Raw genomic sequence first — 19,385 nt, 5'->3', positions numbered from 1 at the left:
CTGGCCGTACGGCCGAGGGACCTGCGGACCCACTGCCTGGCCTTCTGCGCGGCGCTGACCCGGCACCACACCGGCGAGGACGCCGGGGCGTTCCGGGTGCTGGCCGACCAGGCGCCCGAACTGGCCCCGGTGCTGCGCGAGCTGGCGGCCGACCACCACATCGTGGCCGAGGCCCTGCTCCGGGTCGAGGAGCTGGCCGACGCCACCGCGCCGCCGCACGAGGTGCGGGCCGAGCTGGACACCCTCGCCGCCCTGCTCGAGACGCACTTCGTCTACGAGGAGAAGAAGCTCGTCGGCGCGCTCAACGCGCTGACCGCCGGCAGCACCGAGGGGCTCTTCGGGGTTCCGCTCCCGCCGCTCGACCGTGACCCTGGGCCGGTCCACTGACCCGCACCCGGGCGAGCGCGCCGGCGGCACCACGGGGTCGATGCGGCCCGGGTCTGCCGGTAGCAGAATCGCCGCCGGCGGGCTTTGTCGGCGGGCCCGGGCCCGGCAGGGTGGGCACATGGCGACCTTCACTCTCCAGGCGATCCCGTCCGACGGCCCGAGCTGGCTGGAGCTGGCCCGGCGGGTCGAGGCGGCAGGCTTCGACGCCCTGTTCACCGCCGACCATCCGGGTTTGGCGGCGTCCCCCTTCGTCTCGCTGGCCGCCGCGGCGGCGGTGACCTCGACGATCGGCCTGGGCTCGTACGTCTCCAACGCCGGCGTCCGCGAGCCGATGCTGCTCGCCTCGGACGTGGCCTCCCTCGACCTGCTCTCCGGCGGGCGGGCCCGGTTCTGCCTCGGCGCCGGCCACACCCCGGCCGAGTGGCTGGCGGTCGGCCGGGAGCGCCCGGACGTCGCCGGGCGGGTGCGCCGCTGCCTGGCCGTGGCCGAGGCCGTCCGCGCCCTGCTCGACGGCGAGGAGGTCACGGTCGACTCCCCCGACCTGGTCGTGCGGGGCGCGCGGCTGGAGGCCCCGCGCCCGGTGCAGCGGCGGATCCCGTTCACCCTCGGCACGGCGAACTCGGCGATGCTGCGCTGGGCCGGCGCGCACGCCGACGTGGTCGGGCTGTCCGGGCTCGGCCGCACCCTGCCCGACGGCTACCGGCACGACGTGCGCTGGCGCGAGGCGGACATCGAGGCGCAACTGGCCTGCGTCGCCGCCGGGGCGGAGGGGCGGGCCGAGCCGCCGGTGCTGGAGGCGCTCGTGCAGCACGTCGTCGTCACCGACGACGCCGAGGCCGCCGCCGCGCCGACCGCCGAGCGGATCGGCCTGACCGTCGCCGAGCTGCTCGCGACGCCGTTCGTGCTGATCGGCACCGAGGACGAGATCGTCGCGGCGGTCGCCGCGCACCAACGCCGCTGGGGCGTCACCCGCTTCGTCGTACGCGAGGACGCGCTGGACGCGCTCACGCCGGTGCTGGCCCGCGTGGCCGCCGCCGGCTAGGAGGCTCCGGGCAGCCGCTCGTAGAAGCGGATCTTCTCGCGGAGGTGGTCGTACTGGCGTTGGAGCAGGCGCATCTGCTCCCCGACCCGCTCCGCGTGCCGTTCCAGCAGCGCCTTCCGCTCGCCGGCGGTGTGGTCGCCCTCGCGGGCCAGCTCGGCGTAGCGGGACATCTCGGCGATCGGCATGCCGGTGTCGCGCAGGCAGCGGAACAGCACCAGCCAGCTGAGATCCTCGTCGGTGAAGATCCGCCGCCCGCCCGAGGTGCGCCCGACCCCGCTGAGCAGGCCGATCTTCTCGTAGTACCGGAGGGTGTCGAGGCTGAAGCCGCTGCGCCGCGCCGCCTCGGAGGGTGCGTACCCGCTCATTGCGGCAGCGTACTTGACCTGGAGCGCACTCCAGGTTGAACGCTGTGGGCATGACGACGACACGGACTCTGGGTCGCAGCGGGATCGAGGTCGGCGCGCTCGGCATGGGCTGCTGGGCGATCGGCGGGCCACTGTGGGGCGACGGAGGGCAGCCGTTCGGCTGGGGCGAGGTCGACGACGACGAGTCGGTCCGCACCGTCCACGCCGCGCTGGATCTCGGGGTGACCCTCTTCGACACGGCCAGCAACTACGGTGCCGGGCACAGCGAGCGGATCCTCGGCCGGGCCCTCGCCGGGCGCCGCGACCGGGCGGTGATCGCCACCAAGTTCGGCAACCGTACCGACGAGGCGACCAGGCGGTGGACCGGCACCGACCCCAGCCCCGACTACGCGGTGTCCAGCCTGGAGGAGTCGCTGCGCCGGCTCGGCACCGACCACGTCGACCTCTACCAGCTGCACATCAACGACCTGCCGGTGCCCGCCGCGCTCGACCTGGTCGGCGCGCTGGAGGACCTGGTCGCCCAGGGCAAGATCCGGGCGTACGGCTGGAGCACCGACGACCCGGCGTCGGCCGGGGCGTTCGCGGCGGCCGGGCCGCACTGCGCCGCGATCCAGTACGACCAGTCGGTGCTGCGGGACAACGCCCGGATGCTGGCGGTGTGCGACGCGGCCGACGTGGCCGCCCTCAACCGGGGGCCGCTGGCGATGGGGCTGCTCACCGGCGCGACGCGGACCGTCGGCCGGGACGACGTGCGCGGGATGGCCCCGGAGTGGCTGGTCTGGTTCACCGACGGCCGGCCGACTCCGCAGTGGGCAACCCGGGTGGAGGGGATCCGGGCGGCGCTCACCGCCGACGGCCGTACGCTCGCCCAGGGCGCGCTCGGCTGGCTGCTCGCCCGCAGTCCCCGGGCGGTGCCGATCCCGGGCTGCCGGACGGTGGCCCAGGCCGAGGAGAACTTCGCCACCCTCGCCCTCGGCCCGCTGCCCGAGGACGCCTTCGCGGAGGTCGAACGGCTCATGGCCGACCTCCGCCCGGCCCCGGTCCCGGCCGGGGGATGACCGCTCGGCGCATCCGCGCCGGGCCGCGTACCCGAAGATGGGGGCATGCGGATCCTCATGGCCGGCGCGTCCGGCTTCCTCGGCACCCGGCTGGTCGACCGGTTCACGGCGGACGGGCACCAGGTCACCCGGCTGGTCCGCCGGCCGCCGCGCGGCCGCGACGAGCGGCAGTGGAACCCGTCCGCCGCGCAGCTCGACCCGGCGGTGGTGGCGGAGGCGGACGCGGTGGTCAACCTGGCCGGCGCGGGCGTGGGCGACAAGCGGTGGAACGACGGGTACCGCCAGCTGATCCGGTCCAGCCGGGTCGACACCACCACCACGCTGGCGATCACCATCGCCGGGCTGCCCCAGGCCGACCGGCCGAGGGCGCTGCTGAACTCCTCGGCGGTCGGCTGGTACGGCAACACCGGCGACCGGGCGGTCGAGGAGGACGCCCCGGCGGGCGAGGGCTTCCTGGCCGACGTCTGCCGGGTGTGGGAGGCGGCGACCCGGCCGGCCGAGGACGCGGGCGTACGCGTCGTGCGGCTGCGCATCGGGCTGCCGCTGCACCGCGACGGCGGTCTGCTCAAGCCGCAGCTGCTGCCGTTCCGGCTGGGCATCGCCGGCCGCCTCGGCAGCGGCCGGCAGTGGCTGCCGTGGATCTCCATGGCGGCCTGGCTGGACGCCGCGCGGTTCGTGCTGGACCGCGACGACCTCGTGGGGCCGGTCAACCTGGTCGGGCCGGCCCCGGTGACCAACGCCGACTTCACCCGGGAGCTGGCCCGGCAGCTGCGCCGGCCGGCGGTCGTGCCGATCCCGGCGCTGGCGTTGAAGGTGGCGCTGGGCGGCTTCGCGCACGAGGCGCTGACCAGCACCCGCGTCCTCCCGGGCGTGCTCACCGGGGCCGGCTTCACCTACCGCCACCCGACCCTGGCCACCGCCCTGCGCGCCGCCCTCACCGAGTGACGACGGGTCGCGCGTGGTCGGACGCCCGGCGGGCGTCCGACCACGGTGGGGCAGCGCGGGATCAGCAGCCGATCACCCAGTGGTTGGGGCCGGTCTGCTTGAGGGTGCTCGTGTAGAAGGTGTTGTAGAGGCCCATCCGCTGGTTCGAGCCGTTGGCGTAGGCGTAGCCGCCGGACTGGTAGGCACGACCGGCGGCGACGTGCGCGTAGTTGCTGGCCGTCACGCAGGTCGGCGCCGGGGTCGGGCTCGCGGTCGGGGAGGCGGTGGGGCTCGCCGTGGGGGAGGCGGTGGGGCTCGCCGTCGGGGAGGGGCCGGGGCCCGTTCCGCCGTTCAGGCCGAAGAAGACCGCGTCGTGGTACGCCGAGCAGATGGTGTCCAGCATGTACGCGGCGGCGGTGCCGCACTGCTCCGCCCCCGGGCCCGGGTCGACCGGGGTGCCGTGGCCCATGCCGGAGACCCGGTAGAGGCGGACGTCGTTGTTGCCGTACACCTCCAGGCTGGTGTTGGCGGGCAGCGACGCGGTGCTGGTGGGGGCCTGCGGGACGCCCCGGACGTTGGTCCACTGGTCGCGCAGCTCGGTGGCGTTGGCCGGTACGACGGTGGAGTCCGAGGTGCCGTGCCAGATGGCGACCCGGGGACGCGGGCCGGTGTGCCCGGGGTACGCGGCCCGGACCAGGTCGCCCCACTCCTGCGGGGTCTTGTTCACCCCGCTGTACTGGCAGGTGCTGGTGGAGGCGGGCGGCGAGCAGCGGTACGGCAGGCCGGCGACGACAGAGCCGGCGGCGAAGACGTCCGGGTAGGTGGCCAGCATGACGGCGCTCATTCCCCCGCCGGCGGAGAGCCCGCTGACGAACACCCGGCGGGCGTCGGTGCCGTAGTTGTTCCTGGCGTGGTCGACCATCTGCTTGATCGACAGCGCCTCGCCTGAGCCCCGGGCGATGTCCTGCTCGACGAACCAGTTGAAGCAGCTCAGCGGCTGGTTGGCGCTGGACTGCTGCGGCACGATCAGGGTGAACTTCCACTGGTCGGCGAACTTCTGCCAGCCGGAGTTGGCGAAGTAGCCGGCGGCGTTCTGGGTGCAGCCGTGCAGCAGCACGACGGCCGGCGCTCCTGCCGGCAGGTTGTCCGGCCGGTACGCGTACATGGCGAGGTTGCCGGGGTTGGAGCCGAAGTTGGTGACCTGGGTGAGGGTGGCGGCCTGGGCGGGGGCGGCGACGGCCGCCACCGCGGCGGCGGCGAGGACCATCCCGGCGACCGCGCCGGTCAGCCGGGAGAGCAGGGACGGGGAGCGGCGCACGGGGGCCTCCTGGGGACGGGGTGTGAACTGGGTCACCCGCGAATTGCCGCGACGTTACGTCGATATGTCAATGCTGTGACATGGGGCACGCTCACACATTCGGCGTCCGGAGGATGTGCGTCCTGACCGGCGTGCCCCGGTGCGGTTGGTAACGTCCGCTGCGTGCCGACCTCCCCGTCCCTGGCGCCTTCGCCGGCCTCGCCGCCCCGCGTCGTCCGCCACCGGCGGGCCGACCTGATCGTGGCGCTGGTCGCGCTGGCGCTCGCCGTCTGGGTGACCAGCGGGCTGTGGCAGGGCCCGAACACCCGCGCCATCACGGTCAACTCCAGCGACCAGGCGCTGTTCGAGTGGCTGCTGGCCTTCGGCGGCCACGCGGTCACCCACGGCGACAACCCGCTCTTCACCTACCTGGTCAACGTCCCCGACGGGGTGAACCTCGCGGTCAACACCTCGATCACCGTGTACGCGGTGGTCTTCGCGCCGCTGACGTACCTGATCGGGCCGCCGGCCACGTTCCTGGTGATCCTCACCCTCAACCTGGCCGCCACCGCGTTCGCCTGGTACTGGCTGCTCTCCCGGCACCTGCTCCGCAGCCCGCTCGCCGCCGCCGTCGGCGGGCTGTTCGTCGGCTTCTCCCCCGGCATGGTCTCGCACGCCAACGCCCACCTGAACTGGACGGCGGGCTGGCTGGTGCCGCTGCTGATCTGGCGGACCTTCGCGCTGCGCCGCTCCCGGCACCCGCTGCGCGACGGCGCGATCCTCGGCGTGCTCGTCGCCGTCGCCTTCTCCATCGCCGCCGAGGGGCTCTTCTTCACCGCGCTGGCGCTCGGCGTCTTCGTCGCCACCTGGGCGCTGCACCCGGTGCACCGCGCCGAGGCCCGCGCCGTGCTGCCGACCTTCCTGCGCGGCCTCGGGGTGACCGCCGTCGTCGCGGGGGTGCTGCTGGCGTACCCGCTGTGGCTGCACTTCGCCGGCCCGCAGCGCTTCCACGGCACCGGCTTCGACGCGGTCATCCACTCCGAGGACGTCGTCGCGTACGCGGCGTACCCGCGCCGGTCGATCGCCGGGGAGGTGGGGCTGGGCACCCAGCTCGCGCCGAACCCGACCGAGGAGAACTCGTTCTTCGGCATCCCGCTGCTGCTGCTCGCCGTCGCCTGCTTCGTGGCGCTGTGGCGCCGGGCCGACCCGGCCCGCCGGGCGACGCTCTGGGCGCTGGGCGTGACCGCCGCCGTCTTCACCGTGCTGTCGTTCGGGCCCGTGGCCAAGGTCGACGGGCGTCGCTTCGACCTGCCGATGCCGTTCGACCTGCTCGGGCACCTGCCGGTGGTGAACGCCGCCCTGCCCGCCCGGCTGGCGCTGGTCGTGGCGCCGGTGATCGGGGTGCTGCTCGCGTACGCCGTGGACCAGCTCCGCGCCGATCCGCCCCGGCGCCGCCCGACGCGGCTGGCCTGGTGGGCGGGGTTCGCGCTGGCGCTGCTGCCGCTGGTGCCGACGCCGCTGCTGACCATCGAACGCGAGCCGGTCCCGCGCTTCATCACCGCCGGGACGTGGCGGGAGCACGTCTCCCCCGGCGGGGTGCTGACCCCGGTGCCGCTGACCCTCGACGTCTACCCCGACGGCCAGCGCTGGCAGGCGTACGCCCTGGCACACCGGCAGGGCGAGTTCGCCATCCCCTCCGGCTTCTTCCTCGGCCCCGGCGGCCCGGACGGCCGGGGGCGGATCGGCCCGCCGCCGCGCCCGTTCGGCGCGCTGGTGGACCAGGCCGGCCGGACCGGGCTGGTGCCGATCATCACCGAGGGCAGCGTCCAGGAGGTCCGCGCCGACCTGCGGCACTGGCGGATCGAGACGATCGTGCTGCCCGACGAGGTGCACGGGGCGAAGTGGCCGGTCGACGAGGAGGCGATCCGACGTACGGTGACCGCGCTGCTCGGCCCGCCCGAGCGGGTGGACGACGTGTGGCTGTGGCGGGTCCCGCAGGGCTGACCCGGACTGCCCGGGCCCGCCGCCGGTCCTCCTCGTGAGCCGCGTCACCGATGGTGACCGGCCGGTACGGGTCTAGGCTTGGCGGCGTGACCACGACGACCTCCGGCCTCACGGCCGTCCGTGCCGGTGTCCTCGACTACCAGGCCGCCTGGGACGAGCAGCGCCGGCTGCACGAGTCGGTGGTGGCCGGCGAGCGCGGCGACACCGTGCTGCTGCTGGAGCACCCGAGCGTCTACACCGCCGGCAAGCGCACGGAGCCGTGGGACCGCCCCATGGACGGCACCCCGGTCGTCGACGTGGACCGGGGCGGCAAGATCACTTGGCACGGCCCGGGGCAGCTGGTCGGCTACCCCATCGTCCGGCTGCCCGACCCGGTCGACGTGGTCGCCTACGTCCGCCGCACCGAGCAGCTGCTGATCGACGTCTGCGCCGAGTTCGGGCTGACCGCCGGCCGGGTCGAGGGGCGCAGCGGGGTCTGGGTGCCGGAGGACGACCGGGGCCCGGCCCGCAAGGTGGCGGCCATCGGCATCCGGGTGGCCCGCGGGGTGACCCTGCACGGCTTCTCCATCAACTGCGACTGCGACCTGGGCCACTTCGACCGGATCGTGCCCTGCGGCATCCGCGACGCCGGGGTCACCTCGCTGACCGCCGAGCTGGGCCGCCCGGTGACCGTGGCCGACGTGCTGCCGGTCGTCGAGCGCCACCTGCCCACCCTCGTCGCGGCCTGACCGGTGCGGATCGACCTGGTCACGATCGTCGTGGCCGAGTACGACCCGGCCATCGACTTCTTCACCGGGGTGCTCGGCTTCGAGCTGGTGGAGGACTCCCCGTCGCTGACCAACGACGGCCGGGCGAAGCGCTGGGTGGTCGTCCGCCCGCCGGGCGCGCAGACCGGGCTGCTGCTGGCCCGCGCCGACGGCGACCGGCAGGCTCGATCGGTCGGCGACCAGGTCGCCGGCCGGGTCGGCTTCTTCCTCCAGGTCGACGACTTCGACGCCGTCCACCGGCGGATGGTCGAGGCGGGCGTCGAGTTCGTGAAGCCGCCGCGCACCGAGCCGTACGGCCGGGTCGCCGTCTTTCGCGACATCGCCGGCAACCTCTGGGACCTCCTCGGCCCGACCTGACCACCCCACCCCCCACCCCCACCCCACCCCACCCCCACCCCCGGCTCCGCCGTCGATCATGAGGTTGGCGGCGAAGTCGATCTCCTTCAGTGCCGCCAACCTCATGATCGCCGCCTGCCCCCGGGGGTCAGGGGGTCAGGCGGTGGAGGTCGCGGGGGAAGGCCGTGACCTCCCGGACGTTGGCCGCGCCCGTCAGGCGGGCCACGAAGCGTTCCAGGCCGATGGCGAAACCGCCGTGCGGCGGCATGCCGTGCCGGAACGCGTCGACGTAGCCGGCGTACGGCTCGACCGGCTCGCCCCGGGCGGCGAGCGCCGCCAGGTAGTCGGCGTGCCGGTGCAGCCGCTGCCCGCCCGTCACCAGCTCCAGCCCCCGGAAGAGCAGGTCGAACCCGTTGGAGTACGCGGGCCGCGCCGGGTCCGGGTGGGTGTAGAAGGGCCGCTTCGTCATCGGGTAGCCGGTGACGAAGAGGAACTCCGAGCCGTGCTCCCGCCGCGCCCACTCGCCCAGCGCCCGCTCGTGCGCCGGGGCGAGGTCCGGCTCGTCGGCCGGTGCCCCCGCGATCCTGAGCGCCTCGGTGAAGTGCACGGCGGGGATCTCGGCCGGCACCTCCGGGGCCGACACCCCGAGGGTGGCGAGCGCGGCCCCGGCCCGCTCGCGTACCGCGTCGATCATGCCGGCCACGGTGTGCCGCAGCACGACCATCACGTCCCGGTGGTCGGTGACGAAGCCCAGCTCGGCGTCGAGCGAGGTGTACTGCGCCAGGTGCCGGACGGTGTCGTGCGGCTCGGCCCGGAACACCGGCCCCACCTCGTAGACCCGCTCGAAGACACCGACCATGAGCTGCTTGTAGAACTGCGGCGACTGCGCCAGGTACGCGGGCCGGCCGAACCAGTCCAGCGCGAAGACGTTCGCCCCGCTCTCGGTGGACGAGCCGACCACCTTCGGGGTGTGGATCTCCACGAAGTCGCGGGCGTCGAGCGTGGCCCGGAACCCGGCCACCGCCGCCGCCGAGACGCGCAGCGCCGCCGCGCGGGTCGGGTGGCGCAGGGCGACGGGCGCGTGGTCGAGCTGGGTGGGCAGGCTCGCGGTGAGCGCCGGCCGGTACAGGTCGAACGGCGGCGGTACGGCGGGCGGGCCGAGCGGTCGTACCGTCGGCGCGCTCAGCTCGACCCCGGCGGGGGCCGTCGGGTTCGCGACCACCGTGCCGGTGACCTCGACGACGGTCTCCTCGGTGAGGGCCTCCACCTCGGCGCGCACGGCCGGGTCGGTGACCACCACCTGGGCGAGGCCGGCGGCGTCCCGCACGATCAGGAAGGCCACCGACTTGAGCAGCCGGCGGCGGTGCACCCAGCCGGCGATCCGGACGGGCACGCCGACATGGGCGGAGAGCTGGGTGGAAAGGATGCGTTGCACGGCGGTACCTCCTCGATAATCGCAACGCGATCCCCGGGAGGTGTGGGCGAGCGGGAAACCTCGCGGTGCCACCACACCTTCGCCCCCGCTGGCGGGGGCCTCGTTCGTCGCCTTTTCACCGGGGCCAGCCGGGCGGGCTCTACTGGGCGGGAGCGGCCCGTCCGCGCAGTCGCGCGGCGCCGGCCACCCGCCGTTCTTCCCGCAGCTCGGGAGGGTCTTCGCGCGCCCGGTGCCAGACCGCCTCGCAGCAACCGGCGGCTCTCTTCAACTGGCGGGTCGGGGCGCTACTCGGCTCCGTCACAGCTCTGCCCGGCACGCTAGCACCACCGCCGACAGCCCTGTGACGGGTTTACGCGGCCCCGGTGTCCGGTGTCACAAGACTGGCGGGGTGACGCCCGTCGCCCGCGCTACATCGACGGCGGCCGTCGGGCGTAGGCTCGGTTTTGTGACGATCGAGCACTCCGCGCCGACGACCGGCCAGGCAGCGCGCACGACGACGCCCGCCCCCGAGGGGCGGCGTCTCCTGCGGATCGAGGCGCGCAACGCCGAGACACCGATCGAGCGCAAACCGCCGTGGATCAAGGTCAAGGCCAAGATGGGGCCGGAGTACACCCAGCTGCGCGGGCTCGTCTCGCGCGAGGGGCTGCACACCGTCTGCCAGGAGGCCGGCTGCCCCAACATCTACGAGTGCTGGGAGGACCGGGAGGCCACCTTCCTCATCGGCGGCGACCAGTGCACCCGGCGCTGCGACTTCTGCCAGATCGACACCGGCAAGCCGGCCGAGTTCGACGCCGACGAGCCGCGCCGGGTCGCCGAGTCGGTGGTCGCGATGGGCCTGCGCTACGCGACCATCACCGGGGTGGCCCGCGACGACCTGCCCGACGGTGGCGCCTGGCTCTACGCCGAGACCGTCCGGCAGATCCACGCCCTCCAGCCCGGCTGCGGCGTCGAACTGCTCATCCCCGACTTCAACGCGGTCCCCGAGCAGCTCGCCGAGGTCTTCGGCGCCCGGCCGGAGGTGCTCGCCCACAACGTCGAGACCGTGCCGCGGATCTTCAAGCGGATCCGGCCGGCCTTCCGCTACGAGCGGTCGCTGGACGTGATCCGGCAGGCCCGCGCCGACGGCCTGGTCACCAAGTCCAACCTGATCCTGGGCATGGGCGAGGAGCGCGCCGAGATCTCCCAGGCGCTGCGCGACCTGCACGACGCCGGGTGTGAGCTGATCACCATCACGCAGTACCTGCGCCCCACCCCCCGGCACCACCCCGTCACCCGCTGGGTCAAGCCGGAGGAGTTCGTCGAGCTGCGCGAGGAGGCCGAGGAGATCGGCTTCGCGGGCGTGATGAGCGGGCCGCTGGTGCGCTCGTCGTACCGGGCCGGGCGGCTCTACCGGCAGGCGCTGGAGGCCCGCGAGGGCCTTCCGGTCACCGCCGGCTGATCCACCCCGGCGACGCGCCGGGGTCGCTCGACCACGGGCCGGCGGTCAACTGCCATGATCGGCTGATGACCGTCGGCGTACGCCAGCGGTGGCGCGACGCGCGTCCCGCGCTCCCGTCCGACCGGCGACCCGTACTGCCGACGGTGCTCGCCGTGCTCGCCGTCGTGGCCGGGACCGGCTACCGCCTCGGCCTGCTGCTGCACGACGCGCCGCCGACCAACAGCGACGAGGCCACCATGGGGCTGGCCGCGCTGCACATCGCGCAGGGGCGGGAGTTCCCGGTCTGGTTCTACGGCCAGGCGTACATGGGCACGCTGGAGGCGTACCTGGCCGCGCCGGTGTTCGCGCTGGTCGGCCCGTCGACGCTCGGGCTACGCCTGCCCACCCTCGCCCTGTACGCGCTCTTCGTCGTGCTCGCCTGGCGGCTGACGCTGCGGCTGACCGGGGACCACTGGTTCGCCCTGCTCGTCGTGGCGCTGCTGGCGCTGGGCTCGGACCGGGTGGTGAAGAACCAGCTCATCGCCGGAGGCGGGTACCCGGAGATGAACGCGGCCGGGGTGGCGCTCGCCGTGCTGGCGTACGACCTGGCGGCCGGCCGGCCGGGGTGCCGACTGCCGCGCTGGGCGGCGTGGGGCTTCCTGGCCGGGCTGATGGTCTGGGTGGACCCGCTGGTGCTGCCGTACGTGGCGGCGACCGGCGCGGTGCTTCTCGCGTACGGCCGGCGGGAGCTGCGCGGCCGGGCCGGTGCGCTGCTCGGTGCCGCCGCGCTCGTCGGGGCCGGGCCGTTGCTGGCGCACAGCCTGGCGGCGGGGCGCAACCCGATCACGGCGGTGCTCGTCGCCGGAGGCTCCGGGCAGCCCACCGGCTGGGCGGACCGGCTGTACGGGGGGCTGGTGCTCGGCCCGCCCCTGGGCATGGGCTTCTGCTCCCCGAGCCACTGCACGCCGGGCCAGTTGTGGTGGGCGCTCGCCCTCCCGCCGCTGCTGTTCGCGGCCGCCCTCTCGGCCTGGCGCGCGCTGCGCCCACCCGTCGGGGATCTTGGACAGTTGCCGTTCAGGGCCGACGACAACTGTCCAAGATCCATAGTGGTGAGGACCCCGGTGGGCGGGGCGGTCCGGCTCGCCCTGGTGGCCGCCGCCGTCGCGACGCTCGCCGTCTACACCGTCAGCAGCGCCGCGGGCCGCACCCCGGTGGAAAGCTCCCGGTACCTGTCCTGCCTGCTCATCTCCGTTCCGGCCCTGCTCTGGCCGCTCTGGTCGGCCGCCCGCCGCGCACTCCGACCGGTCCCGGCCGGCACAGTCACGGCTGGGGCAGGCATTGCCGGGGCGGACAGTGTCCCGACACGCGGAGGCGCCGGAGCCGGGGCGCGGTGGCGCGGCATGACGGGCATCGCGGCGGCCCTGGTGCTCGCGGCGACGCTGGGCACCGCCGCCGTGGCCACCGCCGGCGCGGTCGACGCCGCGCCGGCCGCCCGCGCCGCCGAGGCCCGGCACGCCGAACTGGTCGCCGCGCTGCGCCAGCGGGGCGTCCGGCACGTGTACGGCGGCTACTGGACCTGCAACCGGCTCACCTTCGCCACCCGCGAGGACGTGCTCTGCGCCGTCGTCGACGACGACCTGCGCCCGGGACACGACCGGTACCTGCCGTACCGCCGGGCGGTGCGGCAGGCGGCGGCGCCGGCCTGGGTCGCGCCGGCCGGCTCCCCGCTGGCGGCCCGCCTGGACGAGCGCCGGCACGCCGACCCGGCGGCGCTCGACCTGGTCACCGTCCCCGGTTGGCGGATCTACCTGCCCCGCCCCTGACCGAGCCACCGGTGCCACGTCCGACCGGCGGTCGCAGGATCAGCGGGGTGCGGTGGGAGCGCCGAGCAGGCCGAGGCGGTGGGCCAACGCGGCGGCCTCGACGCGGTTGCTCACGTCGAGCTTGGCGATGATCCGGGAGACGTGCACGCTGGCCGTCTTCGGCGAGATGAAGAGCCGCTCGGCGATCCGGCTGTTGCTGTGGCCCTCGGCGACCAGCCGCAGCACCTCCCGCTCGCGCAGGGTGAGCAGGTCCGCGCCGGGACGCCCCCGGGTCGCCCCGCGCAGGCCGACCCGGCGGGCCAGGGTGGCGGCCTGCGCGGCGAGTGGTGCCGCGCCCAGACCGTCGGCGATCGCGGCGGCCTCGGCGACCGCCGCCGCCACCTCGTCCCGCTCCCCCGCCGCGGCCGCCGCCTCGGCGAGCGACAGCAGCGCCCGCCCGAGGGGGTACGGCTGCCCGTCGGTGCGCCACGCGGCGACCGCCGTACGCCACGCCGCAAGTGTCCCGCCGCCGACGGCCAGGAGGGCCGCCACCTGGGCGGCGTGCGCCCGCTCGGCCGGATGGCGGGCCGGCAGGCCGGCGGCGAGTGCGGACACCGCGCCGGCCAGTTCGGCGTCCCCGGTCCGCTCGGCGGCCCGGGCGGCGGCGCTGAGCACCGGCCAGCCCTCCCGGGGAAGCTGCGGCAGGCGCTCGTCGGCCAGCGCGGCGTGTGCCGCGCGTACCGCGCCGGCCGGGTCGTCGGCCGCCAGCGCCGCCTCGATCCGCAGCTCCCGCAGCGGCAGCCGGTGGTTCGGCCACAGGTAGGGCCGGGACAGGAAGGCCAGGGCGCGGTCCACCAGTTCCTCGGCGGTGGGGTGGGCCCGGGCCAGCCGCAGCCCGGCGCGGAGCTGGAGCCAGTGCAGGCCGGACACGCCCGGCAGGTCGATCCGGGCCGCCTCCGCGCAGGCGGCGTCGGCCTCGTCCCAGCGGCCCAGGGCGATCAGCGCCTCGGCCTGGTTCGACAGCAGGTACGCGCCGGTGGAGCGGCTGACGCCGACCCGGCGCGCCTCGGTCGCCCCGGCGGCGGCGGCGTCGGCCGACTCGGCGTACCGGCCCAGCTCGAACAGCACGTCGGAGAGGTGGACCAGCGCGCTCACCAGCGCCGGCGCCGAGCCGGCGGCGCGGGCCCGGTCCTCGGCCAGGCGCAGCCCGGCCAGGCGGCGCTCGGGTGACGGCTCGGTACGGCAGAGGATGGCGATCCGGGTCGGCAGCAGCTCCAGGTCGTCGCCGAGCGCCTCCACCGCCTCCGCCGCCTCGGCCGCGAGCGTCCCGGCCTGCTCGGGGTCGAGCCGGAACAGCTGCGCCGCGATGTCGGCGAGCAGCCGGACCCGTTCCGGCCCGACCGGCGCCCCGCACGACAGCCGGTACGCCTCCCGCAGCTCGGCCGCGCCGTCGCTCTTGCCGAGCATGGCGAGCATCCGGCCGCGCCGGTCCAGCAGCCGCGCGGCGCGCAGCGGCTCCGCCTCGACGTCCACCTCGGCCAGGGCGGCCCGGGTGAGGGTGAGCGCCCGCTGGTAGTCGCCGGCGGTGGTGGCGGCGGCGATGGTCTCCTCCAGCACCGCGAGGTGGTCCATGTCGAGCCGGTCGGCCGCGTCGGGCACCAGCTCCCACAGCTCCAGCACCCGTTCCAGCAGCCGGCTCTGCTCCGCGTACGCGTACCGGTCGGCGGCGGCGCGCGCCGCGGTGCGGGCGGTCACCAGCGCCCGGGGGTGGTCGTGCGCGGCGTACCAGTGGTGTGCCGTCTCGGCGGGGGCACGGCCGGCGGCGACCAGGTGCGGCTGGGCCTCGATGGCCGCCGCCCAGCGGGCGTGCAGCCGGGCGTGCTCGCCGGGCAGCAGCTCGTCGTGGACAGCCTCGCGGACCAGCGCGTGCCGGAACTCGTAGTCGCCCTCCGGGTCGGCCACCACGAGCTGGGCGGCGACGGCGGCGCGCAGCGCGTCCTCCAGCTCCGGCTCGGGCAGCCCGGCGACCTCGGCGAGCAGCTGGTGGGCGAACCGGGTGCCCCCGGCGGCGGCCATCCGCAGCACCCGCTGGGCGGCGTCGGGCAGCCGGTCCACCCGGGCCAGCAGCAGGTCGCGCAGCGTCTCGGGCAGCGCGCCGCAGCCGACCGGGCCGCCGGCCGCGGCCAGCTCCTCGATGAAGAACGGGTTGCCCTGGGTGCGCTGGTGGATGTCGTCGACCGCGCGGGCGAGCGGCTCGACGCCGAGCAGGTCCGCCAGGATCGCCCCGGTGCCGTCCCGGTCGAGGCGGCCCAGCTCGATCCGCTCGACACCACGGGCCCGGTCCAGCTCGGCGAGGAAGGGCCGCAGCGGGTGACCACGGTGCAGCTCGTCGGTGCGGTAGGTGCAGACCAGCAGCAGCCGGGCGGTGCGGGCGGCGCGCACGAGGAAGGCGATCAGGTCGCGGGTGGACCGGTCGGCCCAGTGCAGGTCCTCGATCACCAGCACCATGGGCTGCCCGGCGGCGAGCCGCTGGAACAGCTCGGCGACCAGGTCGAACAGGTAACCGCGCGGGGCGTCCGGAACGAGTGCGACGGCGGGCACGGCGACGCCGGCCGGTCCCCGGGCGAGTTCCGGCAGGAGGCGGGCGAACTCGGCCTCGTACCCGTCGAAGACGCCGGGGCCGTCGCGGCGCAGCACCGCCCGCAGCGCGGCGGCGAACGGCGCGAAGGGCAGCCCGGCCTCGCCGAGTTCGAGGCACTGGCCGACCAGCAGCCGCGCGCCGGCCTCGGTGGCCGACCTGCCGAACTCCTCCAGCAGCCGGGTCTTGCCCACCCCGGCCTCGCCGCCGACCAGGACCGTGGTCGGTTCCCCGGCGCGGGCCCGGCCCAGGGCGTCGCGCAGGGCCGCGGTCTCCCGCTGACGGCCCACGAGGACGGTGCTGGCGGCGCGTACGGTCACGGCTCCGAGCATGCCACGGCCCTCGCCGCCGCCGGCTCCGCTGACCGGCCGGTCAGCGGATGACCCCCGACGCGGGTCGCGGGCCGGCCGATCGGCAGGCTCGGCCTGTCCCTGGCCGGCCCGGGCGGCGTCGGCCTGTCCGCGGCCGGCCCCCGCGCCGTCGACCTGTCCGCGGCCGGCCTGGGCGGCGTCGCCCCCCGGCGGGTCGGTGGCGACCGCCGGGGGCGCGGGGCCGCTCACCGACGCGCGTCGCCGGCATGTCCCGGGTGATGCCGGCGACTGAGCCAGTCGCGCGTGGTGCGGCGCGGCAGGGCCCGGGCGAGCCGGTCGACCGCGGCCTCGGCGTGCAGCTCGGCGGCGTGCGTACGGTGGATCGAGAGGATGAAGTCTGCGTCGTTGCCGAACATGTGGGGCTCCCTGGGTCGTCTTCGGCTGTCGACTCCGACTCTGCGCGCGAAGGTGCCCCGGGGGCATGGGTCCACCGCCCGATCTTCGCCCGCCCGCCCTCCTTACTCCCGCCCCTCGGCGGCGGTACGGCGGCGTAAGGTACTCAGCCCGGCCGCGGACAACGCGACGTGCGGCGACCACTAGACTCTGCGGCATGGCAAAGCCCCAGGAGAAGGTCTCGTTCGGCCAGCGGCTGAAGCAGATCGGGATGGTGTTCAAGTTCACCGCCAAGCAGGACCGGTGGTTCGCGCCGTTGGCCGCCGCCGCGGTGCTGATCCCGCTCGCGCTCACCGTGGTCGCGGTCCTGATCTGGGGCTGGCTCTGGCTGCCGCTGGGCATCCTGTTCGCCCTGCTCTGCCTGCTGATCGTGCTCAACCTGCGGTCCAACAAGGCGATGATGAACGCCGCCGAGGGGCAGCCCGGCGCGGCGGCCCAGATCATGGAGAGCATGCGCGGCGACTGGCGGGTCACCCCCGCGGTCAGCTCCACCACGCAGATGGACATGGTCCACCTGGTCATCGGCCGGCCCGGGGTGATCCTGCTGGCGGAGGGCAACCCGCAGCGGGTGCGCGGGCTGCTCGGCCAGGAGAAGCGGCGGCTGGCGAAGGTGATCGGCTCCGCCCCGCTCTTCGACTACGTGATCGGCCAGGAGGAGGGCGAGCTGCCGATCCGCAAGCTGCGGATGACGCTGATGCGGCTGCCGCGCAGCCTCAGCGGCAAGGACGTCAACTCGCTGGACAAGCGGCTCAAGGCGCTCACCGCCCGCCCGCAGATGCCCAAGGGCGCGATCCCGAAGAACATGCGACCCGCGCGGGGCGCGTTCCGCCAGACGCGCGGTCGCTGACCTCCGACGCGTACGCGAAGAGCCGGGCCCCTGCGAAAGGGCCCGGCTCTCGCCGTCTCTCAGGGGCGGGGGGCGTCGGTGACGACGGAGCCCGCCAGGCGGTCGTGCAGGCCGCGACGGTGGCCGTCCATCAGCAGTGCCGGGACGACCAGGGCGAGCAGCAGGCCGCGCAGCAGGGCCCGGGCCACCCCGATGCGACCGCCGTCGACCCAGGCGACGCAGCGGATCTTCGTGATGAACATGCCCGGCGTCTGCGCGAAGAGCCCGAGGAAGAAGCCGTACTCGACGATCAGCACCAGCACGGGCGCCCACCCGTCGCGGACCGGGTCGGCGAAGCCCCCGGCGACGAGCAGGCAGAGCACCCAGTCGATCACCAGCGCGCCGAACCGGCGCCCCAGGCTGGGCGGGGTGAAGGCGGGATCCGTCGCGGGCGGTACGGGGCGATCATGCGGCTTGGTCACAACGGTCAAGGGTATCCAGGGCGTACGGACGGATCGGGGACGGTCGCCCGCACCCGGGCAGCAAAAAGGGGCGAAAGCGAGCAAGTGTCAATAGAATGGCACAGCCGGGGGTGTCCCGTCGCACGGTCCGGCCCGCCCGAGCGGCGCGGATGACGCTCCGCGAGGGACGTAACACGGCAGAAACACTCAAGACATGGCCGGGCAACCGCGCCGCCATAGCGTCGCCAGGAGCCTAGCCACCCGTGGACGTGCCAGGAGGACGTGTGTTCGCCAATCCCGAGGAACTCCTGCGATACCTCAAGAACGAGGACGTGAAGTTCGTCGACGTACGTTTCTGTGACCTGCCCGGCGTGATGCAGCACTTCAACCTGCCGGTCGAGTCTGTCGACGATGCCTTCTTCACCGAGGGCCTGGCCTTCGACGGTTCGTCGATCCGCGGTTTCCAGGCGATCCACGAGTCGGACATGCTCCTGCTCCCGGACGTCGCCACCGCCTTCATCGACCCCTTCCGGGCGCAGAAGACCCTCGCGCTCAACTTCTTCATCCACGACCCGTTCACCCGCGAGGCCTACAGCCGGGACCCGCGCAACGTGGCGAAGAAGGCCGAGGCCTACCTGGCCGCCAGCGGCATCGCCGACACCGCGTACTTCGGCGCGGAGGCGGAGTTCTACATCTTCGACTCGATCCGCCACGAGACCTCGGCGCACCAGTCGTTCTACTACATCGACTCGATCGAGGGCGCCTGGAACACCGGCCGCGAGGAGCCGGGCGGCAACCGCGGCTACAAGACCGCCTACAAGGGCGGCTACTTCCCGGTGCCGCCGGTCGACCACCTCGCCGACCTGCGCGACAGCATCGTGCGCCGGCTGGTCGACAGCGGGTTCACCGTGGAGCGCTCGCACCACGAGGTGGGCACCGCCGGCCAGTCCGAGATCAACTACCGGTTCTCGACGCTGCTGCACGCCGCCGACCAGCTCCAGCTCTTCAAGTACATCGTGAAGAACGAGACCTGGGCCAACGGCAAGACCGCCACCTTCATGCCGAAGCCGCTCTTCGGCGACAACGGCTCCGGCATGCACACCCACCAGAGCCTCTGGCTGAACGGCGAGCCGCTGTTCTACGACGAGACCGGCTACGCCGGCCTGTCGGACATGGCCCGCTGGTACATCGGCGGCCTGCTGCACCACGCCCCGTCGCTGCTGGCCTTCACCAACCCGACGGTCAACTCGTACCGCCGGCTGGTGCCGGGCTTCGAGGCGCCGGTCAACCTGGTCTACTCGCAGCGCAACCGCTCCGCCTGCACCCGCATCCCGGTGACCGGCAGCAACCCGAAGGCCAAGCGGGTCGAGTTCCGCGTGCCGGACCCGTCGGCCAACGTCTACCTGGCCTTCTCGGCGATGATGATGGCCGGCCTGGACGGCATCAAGAGCAAGATCGAGCCGCCGGCGCCGATCGACAAGGACCTCTACGACCTCCCGCCGGAGGAGTGGGGCGACGTCAAGCAGGTGCCGGGCTCGCTGTCGGCCGTGCTCGACAGCCTGGAGGCCGACCACGACTACCTGCTCGACGGCGGGGTGTTCACCCCCGACCTGATCTCGACCTGGATCGAGTGGAAGCGGGCCAACGAGGTCGACCCGGTGCGCCTGCGCCCGACCCCGCACGAGTTCGCCATGTACTTCGACTGCTGACGCACTTCGACTGCTGACGCGGTAGAGGAACCACAGGAAGGCCCCGGGTCCGCCCGGGGCCTTTCCGTCTGTGCGCCCGCCGCACCGACCCACCGCCGGCCGGGACCGTCTCTCCGCTCGGCGTGTAACGGGCACCGGCATATCTTCGCGTCC

Annotated in this window: 17 protein-coding genes; 11 read left to right on the top strand and 6 right to left on the bottom strand. The window is 74.6% G+C overall.

From position 1 onward, the window contains the following. Together AB0883_RS16200 and AB0883_RS16195 are read left to right on the top strand one after the other, a co-directional pair. Window positions 1-387 carry a hemerythrin domain-containing protein gene (locus tag AB0883_RS16200; protein WP_366642241.1) on the top strand — a complete coding sequence of 129 codons (387 nt, stop codon included), beginning with the start codon at window positions 1-3 and terminating at the stop codon, window positions 385-387. 118 nt (window positions 388-505) lie between these two features. Then, window positions 506-1,429, top strand: coding sequence for an LLM class flavin-dependent oxidoreductase (locus tag AB0883_RS16195; protein WP_366641957.1), 924 nt, complete (start codon window positions 506-508; stop codon window positions 1,427-1,429). On the opposite strand, the gene AB0883_RS16190 is transcribed toward AB0883_RS16195, so the two are convergent. Further along, window positions 1,426-1,794 carry a MerR family transcriptional regulator gene (locus tag AB0883_RS16190; protein ID WP_366641956.1) on the bottom strand — a complete coding sequence of 123 codons (369 nt, stop codon included), beginning with the start codon at window positions 1,792-1,794 and terminating at the stop codon, window positions 1,426-1,428. The genes AB0883_RS16195 and AB0883_RS16190 overlap by 4 nt on opposite strands. Window positions 1,795-1,844: 50 nt before the next feature. Between AB0883_RS16190 and AB0883_RS16185 the strand changes: the two genes are divergently transcribed. Together AB0883_RS16185 and AB0883_RS16180 are read left to right on the top strand one after the other, a co-directional pair. Beyond that, a complete protein-coding gene (locus AB0883_RS16185; protein WP_366641955.1) occupies window positions 1,845-2,852 on the top strand; it encodes an aldo/keto reductase in 1,008 nt (335 codons plus the stop codon). A gap of 45 nt (window positions 2,853-2,897) precedes the next feature. Beyond that, complete coding sequence (locus AB0883_RS16180; protein ID WP_366641954.1) at window positions 2,898-3,797, top strand: TIGR01777 family oxidoreductase; 900 nt, start codon at window positions 2,898-2,900, stop codon at window positions 3,795-3,797. A gap of 61 nt (window positions 3,798-3,858) precedes the next feature. Here the strand turns inward: AB0883_RS16180 and AB0883_RS16175 are convergent, their stop codons facing one another. After that, complete coding sequence (locus tag AB0883_RS16175) at window positions 3,859-5,094, bottom strand: PHB depolymerase family esterase (RefSeq protein ID WP_366641953.1); 1,236 nt, start codon at window positions 5,092-5,094, stop codon at window positions 3,859-3,861. Window positions 5,095-5,256: 162 nt separating this feature from the next. On the opposite strand from AB0883_RS16175, the gene AB0883_RS16170 reads away from it, so the two are divergent. The 3 genes from AB0883_RS16170 to AB0883_RS16160 all read left to right on the top strand — a co-directional run bounded on the left by AB0883_RS16170 (window position 5,257) and on the right by AB0883_RS16160 (window position 8,201). After that, window positions 5,257-7,077 (top strand): DUF2079 domain-containing protein, encoded by a 1,821-nt coding sequence (locus tag AB0883_RS16170; protein ID WP_366641952.1) that lies wholly within the window; start codon window positions 5,257-5,259, stop codon window positions 7,075-7,077. An 86-nt stretch (window positions 7,078-7,163) separates the two neighbouring features. Next, entirely contained in the window at window positions 7,164-7,805 is a 642-nt protein-coding gene (gene lipB / locus AB0883_RS16165; protein WP_366641951.1) for a lipoyl(octanoyl) transferase LipB, read from the top strand. A 3-nt stretch (window positions 7,806-7,808) separates the two neighbouring features. Further along, window positions 7,809-8,201 (top strand): VOC family protein, encoded by a 393-nt coding sequence (locus AB0883_RS16160; protein ID WP_366641950.1) that lies wholly within the window; start codon window positions 7,809-7,811, stop codon window positions 8,199-8,201. A 127-nt stretch (window positions 8,202-8,328) separates the two neighbouring features. Here the strand turns inward: AB0883_RS16160 and aspS are convergent, their stop codons facing one another. After that, window positions 8,329-9,615 (bottom strand): aspartate--tRNA(Asn) ligase, encoded by a 1,287-nt coding sequence (gene aspS, locus AB0883_RS16155; RefSeq protein ID WP_366641949.1) that lies wholly within the window; start codon window positions 9,613-9,615, stop codon window positions 8,329-8,331. A 388-nt stretch (window positions 9,616-10,003) separates the two neighbouring features. Between aspS and lipA the strand changes: the two genes are divergently transcribed. Together lipA and AB0883_RS16145 are read left to right on the top strand one after the other, a co-directional pair. Next, on the top strand, window positions 10,004-11,053 hold the full coding sequence (gene lipA, locus AB0883_RS16150) for a lipoyl synthase (RefSeq protein WP_121400428.1): 1,050 nt from the start codon (window positions 10,004-10,006) through the stop codon (window positions 11,051-11,053). 65 nt (window positions 11,054-11,118) lie between these two features. After that, a complete protein-coding gene (locus tag AB0883_RS16145; protein WP_366641948.1) occupies window positions 11,119-12,855 on the top strand; it encodes a hypothetical protein in 1,737 nt (578 codons plus the stop codon). Window positions 12,856-12,894: 39 nt separating this feature from the next. On the opposite strand, the gene AB0883_RS16140 is transcribed toward AB0883_RS16145, so the two are convergent. Further along, a complete protein-coding gene (locus AB0883_RS16140; RefSeq protein WP_366641947.1) occupies window positions 12,895-15,792 on the bottom strand; it encodes an AAA family ATPase in 2,898 nt (965 codons plus the stop codon). A gap of 236 nt (window positions 15,793-16,028) precedes the next feature. Next, window positions 16,029-16,199, bottom strand: coding sequence for a hypothetical protein (locus tag AB0883_RS16135; RefSeq protein ID WP_366641946.1), 171 nt, complete (start codon window positions 16,197-16,199; stop codon window positions 16,029-16,031). A 194-nt stretch (window positions 16,200-16,393) separates the two neighbouring features. Here AB0883_RS16135 and AB0883_RS16130 point away from each other — a divergent pair, with 194 nt between their 5' ends. After that, window positions 16,394-17,083 carry a DUF4191 domain-containing protein gene (locus AB0883_RS16130; protein ID WP_366641945.1) on the top strand — a complete coding sequence of 230 codons (690 nt, stop codon included), beginning with the start codon at window positions 16,394-16,396 and terminating at the stop codon, window positions 17,081-17,083. Between the two features lie 59 nt (window positions 17,084-17,142). On the opposite strand, the gene AB0883_RS16125 is transcribed toward AB0883_RS16130, so the two are convergent. Further along, entirely contained in the window at window positions 17,143-17,481 is a 339-nt protein-coding gene (locus AB0883_RS16125) for an RDD family protein (protein ID WP_305036137.1), read from the bottom strand. Between the two features lie 326 nt (window positions 17,482-17,807). Here AB0883_RS16125 and glnA point away from each other — a divergent pair, with 326 nt between their 5' ends. Then, entirely contained in the window at window positions 17,808-19,232 is a 1,425-nt protein-coding gene (gene glnA / locus AB0883_RS16120) for a type I glutamate--ammonia ligase (RefSeq protein WP_121400424.1), read from the top strand. Window positions 19,233-19,385 lie beyond the last annotated feature (153 nt).

It is taken from the genome of Micromonospora sp. NPDC047812 (assembly GCF_040704175.1).
Taxonomy (GTDB): domain Bacteria; phylum Actinomycetota; class Actinomycetes; order Mycobacteriales; family Micromonosporaceae; genus Micromonospora.
This window is presented reverse-complemented; position numbering and strand designations above follow the sequence as displayed.

Bases quoted from the DNA above. Each gene is read 5' to 3' on its own strand.
- AB0883_RS16190 (WP_366641956.1), bottom strand. From the start codon at position 1,794: ATGAGCGGGTACGCACCCTCCGAGGCGGCGCGGCGCAGCGGCTTCAGC.
- AB0883_RS16145 (WP_366641948.1), top strand. From the start codon at position 11,119: ATGACCGTCGGCGTACGCCAGCGGTGGCGCGACGCGCGTCCCGCGCTC.
- AB0883_RS16135 (WP_366641946.1), bottom strand. From the start codon at position 16,199: ATGTTCGGCAACGACGCAGACTTCATCCTCTCGATCCACCGTACGCAC.
- AB0883_RS16180 (WP_366641954.1), top strand. From the start codon at position 2,898: ATGCGGATCCTCATGGCCGGCGCGTCCGGCTTCCTCGGCACCCGGCTG.
- AB0883_RS16185 (WP_366641955.1), top strand. From the start codon at position 1,845: ATGACGACGACACGGACTCTGGGTCGCAGCGGGATCGAGGTCGGCGCG.
- AB0883_RS16130 (WP_366641945.1), top strand. From the start codon at position 16,394: ATGGCAAAGCCCCAGGAGAAGGTCTCGTTCGGCCAGCGGCTGAAGCAG.
- AB0883_RS16195 (WP_366641957.1), top strand. From the start codon at position 506: ATGGCGACCTTCACTCTCCAGGCGATCCCGTCCGACGGCCCGAGCTGG.